Below are 16,712 nucleotides of genomic sequence, written 5' to 3'. Positions count from 1 at the left end.
AGCTCTGCCTCATGATTAGTAGGTGGGTAGGGTTTGACGCTTACAAAAAAACCTCTGGTGAGGGTTTATGCCAAATCTATCAGTGATATCAATCTATCCCTGCCTGGGCTTAACCTGTACGGTTGTGGAAAAGATGTCGCTCCCCCACCCATGTCCGCGATTCGGTCTGGCGTTAACCGGTTAACGGTATGCGGGCAGTTTTCTACTCCCCACCAAGCCCTTGGCTAATGTTGACTCTCCAGGAAGCATTGCCTCAAAGACCTTGGCGCGAAGCTCACATCGTCCTCGCTCATTCCAAACGAAGACCGGATCTCCATCGGCAATCTCCCGCTCCTCTGCATCCTTTGGATGGATCTGAAGCAGCGGTTCCTTTTCGATCGCTTGAAGCTTTCGCACATTCGCAAAGCTAAAAAGGCGGGCTGAGCAAGACATATATACATAGAAATCTTTAGGCCGACCACTAAAGATAGGATAGCGCCAAACTTATTTGCCCTCTTCCAATATAAACCCAAAACTGTGACTGGGAATATGACTATCAAGGCTTGATATGTGTATAAAGCCATAAAGATTAACTGTTGTTGACCTAGTGATGCCACATACAAGGACCGCTACGCCGTAAGCAATACCGAACTCTCCTATCTGGATATCCTTACCATTCTGGATTTATATTTGCTAGTCCGCAGACAGACATGTTTTGTCCGCTTATGAAACCAGATTTATCAGACGCCAAATATAGTGCCATAGCAGAGATATCCTCTTTCTTACCATACCCGAAGCCTGTTACCGATTGAAGTTTCTCAACCCATTTCATTGCTTCTTCAGATTTGTTTGCCAACATTACTTCATCGTAACCACTTACAATAGGACCTGGAGAAATACAATTAACTGTTATATTATACTGTGCGACTTCTTTGGCGAGCGCTTTACTAAAACCAATTACCGCTGCCTTGGCTCCGGAATAATCCGCCCGTCCCATGGCTCCTAAAACTCCATCCAGTGACGAAATACTTATTATTCTTCCACTTCTTTGTTCTATCATCTGATTTATTACCGCTCGTGTAACATTGAGTACTCCCTTGTAGTTAAGATTAATAATATCATCCCAGACTTCCTCAGTAGACTGACAGAAAAGAGAAGACCTTTCACGAGCACTGCCGCCTGAGCAATTGACTAAAATATCAACTCTCCCAAATTCATCTATAACACGTTGATACATTGTATCCACTTCAATCTTTTTAGTAATATCTGCAGCAACACCTATCGTTCGTCTGCCCAGAGTCCTTAGTTCAGCAACTACTTTTTCAAGGTTTTCCATGTTTCGACTGGTAATTGCAATGTCTGCTCCGGCTTTAGCAAGCTCCATAGCAATAGTGCGTCCTATCCCTGTTCCACCTCCGGTGATAAGAGCAACCCTATCCTTTAATATTTCATCTGATTGACTCATTATTTTCCTCCTAGTTTTTTGTTATTACTACCTGCAAGTAGGTTATCAGATTAACAATCAATGTGATTTAATTTAGGCGGGTATTACATCCTGTTCATTCTTCCTCCATCAACAGGAATAGTCTGTCCACTAATGTATGAAGATTCATCTGACACCAAAAATAGAGCAGTATTAGCTATATCTTGAGGTAAACCCGTTTTACCCAAGACGTTAGATTTACTAAATTCAGCTATCATTTCTTCATACTCTTGAGGTGTTTTTCCAAGCTTAACCATAGGAGTGGCAATAAATCCCGGAGCAATACTATTCACATTAATGTTATATTTTCCTAGTTCTGCCGCAGCATTATAGGTTACCTGGATAACTCCAGCCTTCGCGGCACTATAACTTATCCCTTCACTTGTCGCACCTCTTCCACAAACAGAAGAAATATTTACAATCTTCCCATATCTTGCTTCAATCATATATTTAGCGGCACTTTGAAGACATAAAAACGTTCCCTTAAGATTTACGTTCATGTTAGTATCCCATTCTTCTACGGACGTTTCGAGTATAGGGCTTGATATACATACACCTGCATTGTTGACCAGGATATCAATTTGACCAAAGCGTTCAATTATTTTGTCCATCATTGCTTCTACCTGGCTTTTAATGCTTATATCTGCTTCTAAAGGTAAGCATTGGCCACCGGCTAATTTTATTTCCTCTTCTACCTCTTTTAAACTTTCCATGTTAAGGTCACATACAGCTACATTAGCTCCAGCTTTAGAAAACGTTATTGCAAGCTCTTTTCCTACTCCTCTCGCTCCACCCGTAATTAGAGCTACTTTACCATCCAATATTTTTCGACCTTCAGTGTCCATTATACGCATCTTCTCAATTCTCCCCTTTTTCTCGTATTGTTTGAGTTGTTTTCATTTTATTAAAAGAAGCTTAGGAAAAGCCAAAACCTGATTTCCAAATTTATGTTAGTCCAATTATGTTATATGTCTATGTATGATTCACTATAGTAACTACCTATTTTCATCCCCCTCCCCTTACTGAATGGTAAGTAAGTTTAGTATATTATATTAATTTTTACTTGTAAACACTTTTTGAAGTTTTCACATTATTACTAATCTGAGCATTTACATATTAAGAGGCCGTTCAAAAAGGATACCCCTCACGTAAAACTGAGATATAGATTTCTGTTCTAAAGCTCCAAAATAATAGGGTATTCGGGCCTATCCAGTCAAAATTCCGATAGTTTAAGACTGTGAATGTCAATTGATAATCCTCCAAAGTAAGTTCTTGGGAGGATTATCTCAGCTTTGCCTCATGTTTAGTAGGTGGGTTGGATTTGACGCTTACAAAAAAACCTCTGGTGAGGGTTTATGCTAATTCTATCAATTACAATTTTCATCAATCTATCACTGAATGAGCAACCTGTACGGTTGTGGAAAAGAATGTCGCTCCCCCACCCATGTCCGCGATACGGTCGGGCGTTAATTGGTTAACGGTCTGCAAGCGGTTTTCTACTCCCCACCAAAGCCCTTGGCTGATGACGACTCCGGGAAGCATTGCCTCGACGACCTTGGCCCGAAGCTCACACCTTCCCCGCTCATTCCAAACAAAGACCGGATCCCCATCGGCAATCCCCCGCTCCGCTGCATCCTTGGGATGGATCTGCAGCAGCGGTTGCTTTTCGATTGCTTGAAGCTTTCGCACATTCGCAAAGGTAGAATTCAAGAAATTATGATTGGGAGGGGTAATCAGCATCAACGGATATTTCTCTTTCACCTGCGGCAGATACTCCCCGTCAAATCCTTCCGGCAGCGGAATATAAGTTGGAAGGGGCGGAAGACCTTGCTCTTCCATGGCCGTGGAATACAGCTCAATTTTTCCGGATGGCGTAGGAAGGGGGTTTAAGAACGGTTTACTCTCCTTTACTGATAATTTCATCCATCCTTTTTCCTGCAACCCTTCCAAGTTGATGCCCTGCAGATACGGATTTCCAGGATAATCCAAGGCCTGCCTGATCATGTCTTCCTCGGTATCATCGAAAGCTTCTTCCGTAAAACCCATCGCTTTAGCTAGCATCCTAAACAGCTCCACATTCGATTTGCTCTCCCCCTGTTTAGGAATAACCGGTTCCTGCAGCTGGATATACATATGCCAATAGGATTTGTACAGATCCGTATTCTCGAAAGAACTGCTTGCAGGCAGCACTAGATCGGCGTACTTGGCGGTATCCGTTATAAAAAGATCATGCACCACGGTAAACAAATCCTCTCGACCTAATCCGGTCAGCACTTTGGTCGCGTTGGGAGCGACGGCAGCCGGATTGGAATTATACACAAATAGACTGCGAATCGGCGGATCAAGCTCGCTCAAAGCTTCCCCTAGCCGGTTCATATTAATTGTCCGGGCCTGTGGATTGGGCCTGAGTTCGGGTCGTTGCAGGGCCTGCGTGTTGTGCTCGGCATACCAGTAGTTACTTTTCGTGGCCCCTCCTCCAGTCTTGCCCCATTGACCGGTTAGGGCCGGAAGGCAGGCAATCGTGCGCACGGACATTCCACCGTTATCGTGGTGCTGCAGACCATTCCCAATCCGGATATAGCTCGGAGAGACGGTTCCGTACAACCGGGACAATTTTAATAGATCCTCGACCGGAACCCCGGTAATTCGGGCCACCCGCTCAGGCGAATAAGATCGGACATGCTCACGCAGCTCCTCATAGCCATGGCAGTATGTTTCCAGGAACACTTGGTCCACCAGATTCTCCGCAAACAAAACATTCATCATCCCCAAGGCAAGTGCCGCATCCGTTCCCGGGCGCACCGGAATAAACCAATCCGCCCACTTTCCCGTTTGATTTTTATGGACATCAATGACGATGATTTGCGCTCCATTTTTTCGGGCTTGTTCCGCTAAGACGACCTGATGCATGTTAGTACTAACCAAATTGCATCCCCACACGATGATCAACTTGGACTCGACGGTTTCCTCCGGCAAAAGTCCTCCGCCGATGCCCATGGTATACCCGAAACCTGCTTCTCCTGCGGCACTACAAATCGTTTGCTCGAGTTGACTGGATCCCAGGCGGTGGAAAAAACGGCGATCCAAACCTTCCGCGTTGAGCAGGCCCATGTTCCCATAAAAGCTGTAAGGCAAAATGGCTTCCGGACCACTTTCCGCAATGATTTCTTTAAAGCGTGAAACGATTTCCCCAAGGGCTTCCTCCCAGCTAATCCGCACAAAAGAACCTTCCCCTTTGCGGCCCACCCGCTTCAGCGGATAGAGCACGCGCTCCGGATGATATATCCGTTCCGCCATATTGCGAACCTTATTGCATATCGCTCCTTTGGTAATCGGGTGATCGGGATTCCCGGTCACTTTGACGATTTTCCCCTTTTCTTTGTATACATGTAAGGCGCATGTATCCGGACAATCCAAAGGACAAACCGCGCGAAACACCCCATTCTCCGATTGAGTAAACTTCGCCACCGTTCTCCTCCTCCTCTCTATAAATTAAGAGTTTTCACGCAGAGAGTATATAGTTTGACTCATTTTCTGAAAGGGTGTGGTGGTAAAACCACCACCACACATAAATGTAATTATGAACTCTACCATAGATAATACTCGGTATTTTTTACTTAGGCTTCCATTCTTTTTTGGTTGTTTTGTGATCCTATTGTTCTATCTCCTTTAATAGAAGACCTGTTTTTTGCCCCTTCTATATCCTTCCACAATTTTCCTACATGAGAATCTACAGGATGTAAAAATCCATCAATAATCATAATCGCAAAAGCAACCAGTACTCCGTAAATACCACCTTGCCAACCCAAGTCGGCTAAAAAGGCGGGCTGAGCAAGACTTATATACATAGAAATCGTTATGCCGACCACTAAGGAAACGATAGCACCAACCTTATTTGCTCTCTTCCAATATAATCCTAAAGCTGTGATTGGGAATAATATTACCAAGCCTTGATATGTGTAGAAAGCCATAAAGATTAACTTTTGTAGACCAAGTGATGCCACATACAGGGTTATTATGGAAAATACCACTACGGTTACCCTTGCTATCAAAACGGATTGTTTATCTGTAATTTTACGATTGATCACTGATACAATATCCGTGGTTACTACACTGGAAATAGCTTGGATCATTCCAGCAGCTGATGAAATGCCTGCTGCAACTATTAGCACACTCATTAGAGCCATTGGCAACGGTCCAGCTTGTTGAGCAATCCATATATACGCTTCATAAGGATTATTCTTGGCATAGTCAAAAGTATGGAGAACCATGCCTAAAAATGTAAATGCCGCCCAGAAGATAATGCTCATTATAGGAGCTATTAATGATCCTTGTTTTATAGACTTAACACTATCCGCAGCCAGTAATTTATTGAAAACATGTGGTAACATTGGAGACGCTAAAGCACTTAAAAGTATAATTGATGTCCAGTATGTGGATGGCGGATCCCAACCAGGACCTGGATAGGTCAATAAGTCAGGAAATTTTTCGTTTAACACAGTCATAGCTCCACTGAAGCTGCCAAAATTACTATAAATTAAATAAAACATTACTCCTACGCCTATAAAGAACATATATGAACCCTGTAACATGTTGGCTTTTACAACAGACCTCATCCCACCAGTTACTACATAGATGATCATCACCACAACTCCAATTACCATTCCCGTAAACGAGCTTAAGCCGGTAGCATAGTGAAATACAACACCTAGAGCTACCCATTCTAATAATAAAAAGCCCAAAGGAAAAACAAGTCCTACAAGACCAACCAACAAACGGAGTGTTTTACTCCGGTATCGTAAACCTAAAAACTCGCCCAGGGTTGAAAGTCTATACTTTTTGCCCCACAAATATACTCTCTCAGCGACAAAGAAGTAAAAGACTAACATTATTGAACTGTAAATCATTACGTAAATACCAATGAATCCAAATCCAACACTGAAATCAGCCCACGCATTAAAAATAGAGCCTGAATACCACGAAGCGAAAACAGCACATGCCACTGCCCACTTTCCAAAACTACCCCTTGATGTTGCGTAATCCTCGTAGTCTGCTACTTTCATATTTTTCACGTTGATAAATATCATAATCGCGAAGAAAGCTATAATAAAAGCTAAAGACATAGACATTTTACAGCCCTCCTCTTCCGCGCCACTCATTTAATTCTTCTTCTGTTGCTGGTTCAATATCAACATCAAACTCACCTTTTACAGAATCTGTATAATACCAGACAATAAGAGTACCGCATATACAAAGATTGCAGAATATCACCCAAAATGTTCCAAATGGCAACCCTAAAACCCAAGGATCAATTCGATTGTACCATTCAAAAACACTGGGATGTATCATAAGAGCAAGTAAAAAGCCACTTATTAGAAGGAATATGATATTATGATGAACTTTCAATCCCATATACTTTCTTCATCTCCTTTATTAAGTTAATTTCTTTGCTAAACGATTTACATTGGCCATATTGTTGGCGTAACAAGCAACTCTTCAGAAAAAGGCTATAACCTACAAATTTTGTAGTCTCTTTTTACTTAATAGTAAGTAAATTTTGTGTATCAAACTATTACGTTTCATGGTACTTTGATTGGTCATAGCCAGCATCCAATATACAGAATTTGCTTCGCTCAATTGGCCGCTTGTACTATATTCGGAATAGTTTTCCTTTTTGCAGATTACAGTAATTTTTTTGAAATTTCTGTCTCACAATTCTAAAAAAAAATCAACTTTACTAGTTGATCTTTATCTGCAAAGGACCATTCAAAACAGTGGAATAATTTCTATCTACAGTTTCTATTAGATCACCATTAATCAATAGTTGTATTAGAATTTTGTATATACCTATTCTCCAGATCTATTCTCAATAGGTTCCCCAGATACATTAAGGTGACCAGAACCAGAATTTTACCAGTAAGTAAATAAAAGTTTAATAATTAGTAGATTTCTATTAAACCTTCTTTTTACCTTAAACCATTTTGGTTAACCTTTTTACTTACCGGTAGGTAAAATGAATCGTTTTGTTTATTTAAGAAGTTTTTTACTCCTGTATTATTTTATCAGATCCCTTATACTAGACCGTTTAATTCACGCCAGTTTGCCGGGTATAAAGAATAAAAAAATTCTACATCTTGATCTGTTCCGTAGGTAACTTTTGCCCCTTCCTTCAAGAAATAAATATCCCCTTTGTTTGCCGTGATTTTTTGTTCATTTTCGACGATATACATACTCCCTGAAGTAACGCAAATAACTTCATCGTATTTCACCTGCCAGTCAAAAGATGTGCTGCTTAATTTAATAAATCCAGCACCCATTGTATTCGAGAATGGACTCTTAATGACCGATGAAAGCTCTGCTTTTCCCGACTGCACACTAATTGGATCATAGCTAATTTCGTTTTTATTAAAGTAGGAAACTAATTCAACTGATTTTTGCATCCTTCCAACCTCCATATCCACAATTTTGCGTACTTATTCTCAGGAATTAATAAAGTATTTTTATCCACGTTGTCCAATGAAATCAGCTAAATATCTTTTTGCCGGGCCTGTATATGTCAACTCGGAAATTTGGCGAATAGGTACCCCATTCTTTAATTCGTGGACTGCGTTGGCAATAATTCCAGGCAGCATCGACATCGCGGCAACCCCACCCATCTCACACGGCTCAAATCCTAGTTCCGTTAAAGCAACAGCCAACATTCCATCGACATTGATGACCAGATTCTTTCCTGTCTCTGTATTCCAAACTTTTTGGATCTCTTCGGACAAACGAGCAGCTGTCCCCCATAAACCATTCTCTTTAAGAATCTCACTAATGGTGTACGCTCTTGGATCTATACCTAAGTTAGTTGGAAGACCCAGACCAGGAATCCGCTTTTTCTTCGAACGATAATCAGTAACAACAGCCAAAGCAGCCCTCGGGATATCTGGGTTTACCTCTTCCAAAACAATAAGAGCATTATTCAAGAATTCACCCGCATCTTGAGGAGAGACCGCATATTGACCTTGTGCTAAAATCCCAGCTGCCATAGCTGGTCCCAATTGAGGGTTCCCAGAGGCCACTACACGTCCTGCAAACGGCGCGGGGCCCATCGCATAATCCAGAATGGAAGTTAAGCATGCCCGAAACACCTCGGATTGCTCTTTGCTAGGCAGTTCGCCTCGTAGAACAAGAAATATAGAGTCATGAAATGAAAGGTGTTTCATCACCTCTTGTATAGAGTATCCACGAATTAGGATCTCCCCGTTTTCTACCGTACTGACTGGTGAAGTCCAACTATACCTATTCATTGTTTACCACCTTAATGCCCTGGCTGCGAAGTGGTTCCTCGGATTGATTCTTGCATTGATCTCCTCTTTGCTGCAGGGTTCCGACTCTATGCTTTTCCACAGTTTGCTCATCTCCTTTATGGCTATTTTTCATTTCTCTACCTTGGGAGCTCTGAAACGCATCATGCTAGATTCATTCCGTCTATCTCCTCTTCATCATCACTTTCCATTCACCCTCTTGGCATATCTCTCCATTTTGGTTGACAACTTCCACATTAAAGAAGACAATCCCTCGGTCAGCTTTAGAAGTCTCCCGTTTAGACTTAACAGTTTCAACCACGTGGATCGTATCTCCTGGTTTAATCGGCGCTCGAAGATCCCAGGTCATTCCAAGGAAGGCAATAGCTGTCCCTTCTTTTATCCCCAGTCGACTTTCTAGACCAGTGGCAATTACAAAACCTGCTGGTCCATGTAAAATACGGGTGCCAAACTGGGTTGTTTTCGCAAACTCTTCATCCGTGTGAATGGGGTTAAAATCTCCGGAAAAACCCGCAAATAAAATAATATCCGCTTCCGTTATTGTCCTTTTGGGACTTTCAAATTGATCACCTTCGTTTAAGTCTTCATAGTAGTATCCCATTGCTTGTTCCTCCAGTCATTTTTAATAATCTGAATCAGTCGATATCCTTATGTTGCAGTCCATCCACCATCAACTGCAATGGATTGACCATGTATATATGAAGCTTTGTCACTAGCAAGGAAAGCTACTACCTCTGCAATTTCCGAGGTATCTCCAGTTCTGCGAAGAGGAACCGTTCGATCCAAAAACCCTTGAGAGACCCCTACACCAGCATTCATGTCTGGAGCTATTTCACCTAGCACTTCAGCAGAAGTTGCCCGAATGGAAGTCTGAATCACACCTGGACAAACCGCATTCACTGTTACTCCGTATTTCCCCAAATCTACCGCAAGACGTTTGGTTAGGCCAATTAAGCCAAATTTTGAAGCAGTGTAGGCAAGACCATCTGCGGATCCACGAAGCCCACCAACAGAAGAGATATTAATAATGCGTCCGCTGCGCTGGGCAATCATCCATTTAGAAGCTTCTTTGCAAGTGTAAAAACAACCTGTAAGATTAATATCGATGATTTTTTGCCAAAGTTCACAGGAAGTGTCTTCTATACCGGCGTAACCATCGAAAACCCCTGCAGCATTTACGACGACATCAATTTTATTCAAATTTGAAGATGCTTTTTGAAATAAACGTTCTACCTGGTCCACTTGTGAAACATCAGCTACAACCCCATCAGCAATACCAATTTCCCTCGCCTCCAGTACAGCTTGATGTAACCTATCCTCTGAAACATCCGACAAAAAAACACTATACCCTTCCCTTGTTAATGTAAGAGCTATTGATTTTCCAATTCCAGATCCTGCTCCAGTGACAACTGCAATTTTTCCATTACTCATAGACATGTCTCTCCTCTCTAAAATACCACCATCTAGTTTTTCATCATTTGCCATCCAATGGCCAAATCGTTAGTCCTTACTTAATGTTTTGATTAGAGTTGGTGTACTCTTTATGATGGAAATGGACAATTTCCCATCTTCTTTTACTTACTAGTCAGTAAACCATTTTATGAATTTTATTATACATTACAATTGTTTAAATGTACAGTCTTTTTAACACCTTATGGTTTTTAAGGTTATACCTTCAAAAGTACTAGCAAAATCCATTTAGCCACTTGACAGCATTGTTCATCCTCCTTTCACACTTTCAACTTCTTCAACACCATCTTCATAAACCTCATTGGTGCTTTCTTGGCAAAGGAGACAAACCGCTCGATTTCTTTCCCATGGTGCCAATTCTTCTTTACAATTAATGCATTGGTCTACAATTACTATTGTCATCAGGCAACTCCTCTCATTTTTATTATCTGAATCAATTAACCTCTGCTCCGGAATTTTCTCATTTCATTTTGATGACTGATCTAGATAAAAGAACGGAAGTATATAGTCAACTACTTTTTACTTACCAGTCAGTAAACGTTTGTTAATAAATATTGTTATTATAGTTCCTCGCTAATCAGCGAGGAACCTTCACTAAATTTACATACCCTTCTTCAAGGATTTGTGTATAAATATCTATTATTTCCTTTTTGGAAATTGCACCTCGTTCGTCATACCATTGATACAATCCATTTATCATTCCAAATATTCCCTTGATTACAGGGAATGGATTCAAATCTATAAAAACCCCCCTCTTTATGCCTTCTCTATATACTTCGACAAATATGAGCTCGTACGCCCGAATCTTAGTTTTCAACAATTTAAGTTCTTCGTCTGTAAGCTCTGCCCGTTCATGAACGAAAATGGTGGTGAGGTATCTGTTATCTAGAACAGCGTGTGCATGACTTTCAATTAATCTGTGGAGTTTTTCTTTAGGATCCAGATCTTTTTCCAGAATAGCCATTGCTGAACGAAGATATATATCCAGTATTTCTTCAAAAATTGACCATAAGATTTGATGCTTGTTCTTGACATAATAATAGAGTGCAGGTTTAGTCACACCAAGTTCATTAGCCACATCTTCAAGTGTAGATGCTCGATACCCTTTTTTAGCAAATATCCCAGAAGCAGTTAAAATTATTATCCTCTTTGAGATACGATTCCCAGTTTCCATCTTAACCTCCAACTTTTTACTTATCGGTAAGTAAAAAACTAATTTTATATTATCCCAAAAATAAGTATATGTCTACTCTAAAAAGATATTCTCTACCATATGGGATGTATAAAGTATTCTTCTAAATCAGCCATCACACTCACCAAAATACATTTAGTTACTAAAAATAATAATTCATAGATTTATGGGATCATTTCCTCACCCTCGATGACCGGCGTGCCATTAAAAGTTTCGCTATGAATTTGTGTTCTGCGTCAGAGATTCTTGGACAAAACTAGGCTGGAGGGTAATTTCGAGGTTTGAGATGGCTCCCCTATGTATCGTATCATTAAATACATGGAAGGGAGTTTTTTAAATGCCGAGACCATCAAGATGTACAGCAGATCAAAAAGTGGATATTGTATGACGTGGATTAAAGGGGGAGGGCGAGTCTTCCGTCGGATCATTCACTAAAACTGGTGACAGATAACGGCAGTCAGTACCTGTCAAAAAGGTTTAGACAATACTTGAAAAAGGAAGGAATGAGCATATTCGAACAGCGTATAAGCATCCAGAGACAAACGGGAAAATTGAGAGGTATCATCGGACTCTGAAAGAAAAATGCGTCTTATAGGCTTCAAGGACCCACAAGACGCAGCAAACAAAATCAATCAATTTAACGAGTATTATAACACAAAACGTGTTTATCAAAAATCATATACTTTTTTCTTCTAATAATTCAAACGTAATTCCACTAGGAGAAGAGAAAAATCTTAGTAGACGATCTCCAAACATCTGCTCATTTACTTGTTCCCAACCTAGATTGGCATCATGAACGTATTTCTAAATACTTTAGTTACATATTTTTGCTATTTTTATTGTGTTACTCTTTGTTCCTCACGCAAATACTCAACAATTCTAGCTGTTTTATCGCTCATTTTAGCGAATTTATCCCAGATGACTTGAGCATGATCATACAACTTCTGTTGGTCTTCTTCTGAGAATGAAATGATCTCAATATTATATTTTTCTAGTGTATCTGGTATTTTTGATATAAATTCTTTATTGTTCTCTATTACCTTTTGCTCCATGTCAAGAGCTACTTCTTGGACGATCTTTTGTAAATCCTCAGGTAGCTCATTCCAAGCTCCCGTCCCGACAAGGAGAGTAACAGGGACCGTATCTGTAATTGAAGGTTCAATGACATAATTAGTAACTTCGCCTAATTTAAGAGTTTCCAATGTTGAGTACTCTGCATCGCATCGTACAAGTCAGCTGGTCCTATTGAAGCGGTTGACATTCGAATATCTTTAAACCATATATCTGTAGTCCATCCCGCAGAACGTATAACCAATTTACTAAGCTCATCTAAATCTTCAACCGGTTTTTTTGTAAAAATAGCATAAGGATCAAGTAGATTATAACCGATTATTTTTGCTCCATGTTCCTCAAAGTCTTGCTCTAGAATAGTACCTACTTCTGTCTCACGTAAAAGTTCATATCCATGTTCTATTGAATCAGTCCAATATGGAAGTAGTCCGATATTACCAGTTGGAGCGGTATCTGAATAAATTAACGGTGAAGTTATCGCAAAGTCAATTGTTCCTGAATTCAAAGCGGCCAAAACTTCGTTTTGAGGCACCAGTTCATTTGCATAATGGTCACTAATTTTAATACGTCCATTGCTCCTTTCTTCAACTTCTTTAGCAAATTCTAATCCAAAATACTTAGAACTCATATCTGTATTAGGGTATATGGAATTTAAATAAAACTCAAATACCTTTTCATCATTATTATTCTTACCAGCAACAGCAGAGGTCCCTACTTCTGAAGAAGATCCTCTTTCAGAACAGGCCGCCAAAAATAAAATCAGACATAAAATTATGAAACAATTGGTTATTTTATTAAACACTTTTTATCCCCCTCAAAAAAATATTTAAATTTTAAAATTTTAAACCTGAATCTATTAATTTGTTTCATCTCTCGGCGGCTATCCTTAGAGACTTTAGCTAGTCCTTTAAGTACGCACACTCATTTAATTTCAGACACCAGTTTTATGAGCGTTTTATGTTTGATTGAATTATGGAGCGTTTCACTGTTTGATACCCTCCACTAGCCGAACTAACACTACTGACCATCGATCTTTTCCCAGAATAACGTTGCCTTCCATCCATTTTCCTTCACAACCGCCCAGCCGCCAGACAACTAATACTGCACTTTCTCATATCAGCGCCTTAGATAAATTTCATAGACTCCCCATTTTTCACAGGGCGAGATATGAGCCGTTAGTAGTGGTTTCTTCATTATCAGAGGCAAAGCCTTAACAGTTGTGACCGATTTCAATGAGGCCACCTTCAAAATCTTCCGAGTAGCAACGTGTCACTAGTAACTCCCATCGACGCCCGCGATTCCCGAAAGACAGGTTTCAAAGGATCTATGGAAAAACTTATTAATTCTTGGAATTTACGTTTTAAGTAATTTCATTACGCACTCATTAAATTTCTTATAGGAATTTTGCGTAAAATGATGTTTTCCGAAATCCTCCATAGAAAAGCGAACCATTCGCAATTTTGTATCGCATTGCACATCTATTCACCAGAAAACCTTTCATCAGTGGCTTGCGAGCTCTCCTAAAAAGAGACTGGCTCCTGAATGTCCGAAGATAATTCCCTGCTTCCAAAAAAATACTGCATGCATATGTAAATCGGTGTTTCCGTTTTCATTTTTGCTCAGAAAGCCTGTACCACTTAAAATTCCAAAGAGACTCTCTCCTTTCATTGTATAAAGATGACCATACCCTATTCAGCACTGTACTTTTCATACCTCTTTTCTTTGTAATGTCTTTACTTCTTCTTCCTATACAGTCCTCATCTAAAATCCCTCCTATATATTTGGTTAAGTACAGTCCCACCGAATGAATTTGAACAAATGTACAGGAAATTCGCAGCTTGATTTCTCCTTCATAAAAAAGTTTAAATCTCTATAAATTTAAACTTTTTTATGAAGGCCACCAAGCGAAAGTGCGGTAGAAATCTGTGTCTATTTTCTTGACGTAGTATCATCAATGTGGTATGGTTAATTTACTTACTGATAAGTAAAAAAAGAAAGGGGGCAGTAGTTAGAAAGCAATAATAAAAGAAGGGGGATGTAATTTCTAATTAATTTAGAGGTAGGACTGTAAAAGATGAATTCGAAATATTCATAATGTTATATAAGAGAATATTCTATGTCTATCTTTATTAAAAAGATCGGAGGGGATATGGAAAAAGAAACGTTTACAAGTTATTTAAATGGTGTATTCGCGATGGTTATGACGTTTTTGACGAGCGTTATTCTGGTTGCGCCCGCACCGATTATGACGACAATTGTTGAGAAATCACATTGGAATTTAGGTCAGACTGGGTATTTATTATCTGCAATTTATGTGGTAACATGTATTTTCGTCTTTGTTGGAAGTGTTTCCATAGAAAAAATTGGTACCAAGTGGACTGCGGTCATTTCATTGGCAATGGTAGCAATAGGCGGTATCATGGCTTTCTTTTCAGGAGACGGATTTGTGCTGCATCTGATCGCAAGAGTTATCGTTGGTATTGGTTATGGATTATATTTTCCACTTCCTGGTGTTATCGTGGCACAGTGGATTCCAAGGACACAACAGCCTGCTTGGCTGGGTGCGCGTACTTCGATAAGCACTCTTGGGGTTTCAGCGGGTTTTTACTTTACCCTACCTGTACTTGGTTTTATGCATACCTGGCAGGCTACTTTTGGCTTCTATGGTATTCTTACGGCCGTACTTTTCGTTATTTCAATATTCGTTCTAAGAGATCCGAAACGCAGCGAAAAAGCAAATGCTGCAGAACAAGCAGATAGCCAAGTTGGCCAAATGGGTCTAGTGCGGGTCGTAAAGAACAAAATCGTCTTGAAGATGTGTGTAGTTATAATAGGAGTGGGGATTACTGGCATAGCATTTATGGGCTACTTACCTGCTTTTTTTGAGTTGGAACACGGTATGAGCAAAGAAGCCTCTTCCAAGTTGGCTGGCGTCAGCCCAATAGGATCCGCTTCATTTGGCTTTATCTGCGGTTTAATCATGACAGCCCTGGGACGAAGAAAAATAATAGGTCTATCTTCACTAATTCTTATATTTTTCAGTGCGATGTTGATAATATTCATGGACAACTATTATGTTGTTCTAGCAGGCGCATTTCTATTTGGGGTAGGTTCCGTTGGTTATTTTGTATACTACTCAATGATTTCGCTAGATCTTTCGAAATCCGATCCTTCCTTTATTGGTGCAGCGTTTGCAATCATACTTGCATGTGCCTGGTCACCTGCTTTCTTCGTTCCTGCGATTTTCCAGGCGTTGCTTAATCTCGGAATGTCAATGCCGATGGTAATGCTCATTTTTACCATTCCGACACTCGGAAGTATATTCGTACAATGGTTTATTGAGGAGACAGGCCCTAAAGCTAAACAAATGCAGGCTAAGGATGTTACACAATTGGCAACTAGTTGATTAAATTTAATTAGCCTAAATATATGTATAATTTTCTGACCTTTATAAATTTAAATAATACTTTTTCTAAGAGGGGATTATTATGCCTACTTACACATCAGGTTAACAGTCAAAACAAGTTTCCAATCTACCGAAAAGTATTTCCCAGGCTGATTGGAAATCTCAAAAAAATTAGTAAAACTTTCTACTGGCATCACTATGAAATACATTGAAATGGAAAATCCCAATGGTAAAGTATTGATTTTATTGCACGGACTTACAGATTCAAGCCGGGCCTGACATCATACGGACCAATTCTTCCAATGGTATTTCCCAGTATACCCTTGAAGAGCTTGTTCGGAATTAAACAGAATTAAGTAACATAACATTAATCCTTGAGAATTGTAAAATTGCAGCTTACCTAACATTAGCTTAATTCTTCTGGCATCCATTTAAAAATAGACCTATTAAGTTAGTATAACCTTTAAAAAGGATAAGGATAACAATATATAACAAAGGAGTCACTTCAATGTAAAGTAATTTCGATTTAACAGGAAAAGTAGCAATAATAACTGGATCTTTGGGTCACTATCCAAGGAAAGGGAGGAATTAATATGAGCACATTATACACAAGAAATCCATTGATGCAAGGTTTTACTGAAGATTATTTCGTTGCAAATGACGGAGTGAAAATCCGCTATCTTCATAAGGGAAGTGGTATGCCACTAATTTTTATCCCTGCTTTTGATGCAATGGCTGATGTCTACGCATTGAATGCTCCTGCATTCACAGATAATTTTTCTGTCTACGTACTTGAGATGC

Annotated in this window: 15 protein-coding genes and 1 pseudogene; 3 read left to right on the top strand and 13 right to left on the bottom strand. The window is 39.8% G+C overall.

Annotated features, from left to right (window positions below; genetic code table 11):
- The first annotated feature begins 33 nt into the window (after window positions 1-33).
- A complete protein-coding gene (locus ABLT31_RS32190; protein ID WP_367759497.1) occupies window positions 34-228 on the top strand; it encodes a hypothetical protein in 195 nt (64 codons plus the stop codon).
- Here the strand turns inward: ABLT31_RS32190 and ABLT31_RS32185 are convergent.
- The 13 genes and pseudogenes from ABLT31_RS32185 to ABLT31_RS32125 form a co-directional block, all read right to left on the bottom strand.
- Window positions 181-432, bottom strand: a complete 252-nt coding sequence (locus ABLT31_RS32185; protein WP_367759438.1) for a molybdopterin dinucleotide binding domain-containing protein — start codon at window positions 430-432, stop codon at window positions 181-183. The two genes, ABLT31_RS32190 and ABLT31_RS32185, sit on opposite strands and share 48 nt — an antisense overlap.
- A 217-nt stretch (window positions 433-649) precedes the next feature.
- The gene (locus ABLT31_RS32180) at window positions 650-1,444 is read right to left on the bottom strand and encodes an SDR family NAD(P)-dependent oxidoreductase (protein ID WP_367759436.1); all 795 of its coding nucleotides are present in this window, start codon (window positions 1,442-1,444) and stop codon (window positions 650-652) included.
- Between the two features lie 83 nt (window positions 1,445-1,527).
- Entirely contained in the window at window positions 1,528-2,307 is a 780-nt protein-coding gene (locus tag ABLT31_RS32175; RefSeq protein WP_367759434.1) for an SDR family NAD(P)-dependent oxidoreductase, read from the bottom strand.
- A gap of 538 nt (window positions 2,308-2,845) precedes the next feature.
- On the bottom strand, window positions 2,846-4,930 hold the full coding sequence (locus ABLT31_RS32170; protein ID WP_462976563.1) for a molybdopterin-containing oxidoreductase family protein: 2,085 nt from the start codon (window positions 4,928-4,930) through the stop codon (window positions 2,846-2,848).
- A 149-nt stretch (window positions 4,931-5,079) separates the two neighbouring features.
- Complete coding sequence (locus ABLT31_RS32165) at window positions 5,080-6,591, bottom strand: sodium:solute symporter family protein (protein WP_367759432.1); 1,512 nt, start codon at window positions 6,589-6,591, stop codon at window positions 5,080-5,082.
- A gap of 1 nt (window position 6,592) precedes the next feature.
- Entirely contained in the window at window positions 6,593-6,874 is a 282-nt protein-coding gene (locus tag ABLT31_RS32160; protein WP_367759430.1) for a hypothetical protein, read from the bottom strand.
- Window positions 6,875-7,533: 659 nt separating this feature from the next.
- Entirely contained in the window at window positions 7,534-7,902 is a 369-nt protein-coding gene (locus ABLT31_RS32155; RefSeq protein ID WP_367759428.1) for a cupin domain-containing protein, read from the bottom strand.
- Between the two features lie 60 nt (window positions 7,903-7,962).
- Window positions 7,963-8,754, bottom strand: coding sequence for a citrate/2-methylcitrate synthase (locus ABLT31_RS32150; protein ID WP_367759426.1), 792 nt, complete (start codon window positions 8,752-8,754; stop codon window positions 7,963-7,965).
- 181 nt (window positions 8,755-8,935) lie between these two features.
- Complete coding sequence (locus ABLT31_RS32145) at window positions 8,936-9,373, bottom strand: MaoC/PaaZ C-terminal domain-containing protein (RefSeq protein WP_367759424.1); 438 nt, start codon at window positions 9,371-9,373, stop codon at window positions 8,936-8,938.
- Window positions 9,374-9,420: 47 nt separating this feature from the next.
- Window positions 9,421-10,257 carry an SDR family NAD(P)-dependent oxidoreductase gene (locus ABLT31_RS32140; RefSeq protein WP_367759422.1) on the bottom strand — a complete coding sequence of 279 codons (837 nt, stop codon included), beginning with the start codon at window positions 10,255-10,257 and terminating at the stop codon, window positions 9,421-9,423.
- Between the two features lie 234 nt (window positions 10,258-10,491).
- The gene (locus ABLT31_RS32135) at window positions 10,492-10,644 is read right to left on the bottom strand and encodes a hypothetical protein (protein WP_367759420.1); all 153 of its coding nucleotides are present in this window, start codon (window positions 10,642-10,644) and stop codon (window positions 10,492-10,494) included.
- Between the two features lie 175 nt (window positions 10,645-10,819).
- Complete coding sequence (locus ABLT31_RS32130) at window positions 10,820-11,416, bottom strand: TetR family transcriptional regulator (protein ID WP_367759418.1); 597 nt, start codon at window positions 11,414-11,416, stop codon at window positions 10,820-10,822.
- Window positions 11,417-12,270: 854 nt separating this feature from the next.
- Window positions 12,271-13,133, bottom strand: a pseudogene (locus tag ABLT31_RS32125) (TRAP transporter substrate-binding protein).
- 1,488 nt (window positions 13,134-14,621) lie between these two features.
- On the opposite strand from ABLT31_RS32125, the gene ABLT31_RS32120 reads away from it, so the two are divergent.
- A complete protein-coding gene (locus ABLT31_RS32120) occupies window positions 14,622-15,911 on the top strand; it encodes an MFS transporter (protein ID WP_367759416.1) in 1,290 nt (429 codons plus the stop codon).
- 593 nt (window positions 15,912-16,504) lie between these two features.
- Window positions 16,505-16,712, top strand: a 208-nt coding sequence (locus ABLT31_RS32115) for an alpha/beta fold hydrolase (protein ID WP_367759414.1), incomplete at its 3' end; no start/stop codon positions are given.

This window comes from Ammoniphilus soli, from assembly GCF_040813775.1.
Note: the sequence above shows the minus strand (reverse complement) of the source record. Positions and strands in the feature narration are given on the sequence as shown.

Bases quoted from the DNA above. Each gene is read 5' to 3' on its own strand.
- ABLT31_RS32185 (WP_367759438.1), bottom strand. From the start codon at position 432: ATGTCTTGCTCAGCCCGCCTTTTTAGCTTTGCGAATGTGCGAAAGCTT.
- ABLT31_RS32180 (WP_367759436.1), bottom strand. From the start codon at position 1,444: ATGAGTCAATCAGATGAAATATTAAAGGATAGGGTTGCTCTTATCACC.
- ABLT31_RS32175 (WP_367759434.1), bottom strand. From the start codon at position 2,307: ATGGACACTGAAGGTCGAAAAATATTGGATGGTAAAGTAGCTCTAATT.
- ABLT31_RS32165 (WP_367759432.1), bottom strand. From the start codon at position 6,591: ATGTCTATGTCTTTAGCTTTTATTATAGCTTTCTTCGCGATTATGATA.
- ABLT31_RS32160 (WP_367759430.1), bottom strand. From the start codon at position 6,874: ATGGGATTGAAAGTTCATCATAATATCATATTCCTTCTAATAAGTGGC.
- ABLT31_RS32155 (WP_367759428.1), bottom strand. From the start codon at position 7,902: ATGCAAAAATCAGTTGAATTAGTTTCCTACTTTAATAAAAACGAAATT.
- ABLT31_RS32150 (WP_367759426.1), bottom strand. From the start codon at position 8,754: ATGAATAGGTATAGTTGGACTTCACCAGTCAGTACGGTAGAAAACGGG.
- ABLT31_RS32145 (WP_367759424.1), bottom strand. From the start codon at position 9,373: ATGGGATACTACTATGAAGACTTAAACGAAGGTGATCAATTTGAAAGT.
- ABLT31_RS32140 (WP_367759422.1), bottom strand. From the start codon at position 10,257: ATGGCAAATGATGAAAAACTAGATGGTGGTATTTTAGAGAGGAGAGAC.
- ABLT31_RS32135 (WP_367759420.1), bottom strand. From the start codon at position 10,644: ATGACAATAGTAATTGTAGACCAATGCATTAATTGTAAAGAAGAATTG.
- ABLT31_RS32130 (WP_367759418.1), bottom strand. From the start codon at position 11,416: ATGGAAACTGGGAATCGTATCTCAAAGAGGATAATAATTTTAACTGCT.
- ABLT31_RS32120 (WP_367759416.1), top strand. From the start codon at position 14,622: ATGTCTATCTTTATTAAAAAGATCGGAGGGGATATGGAAAAAGAAACG.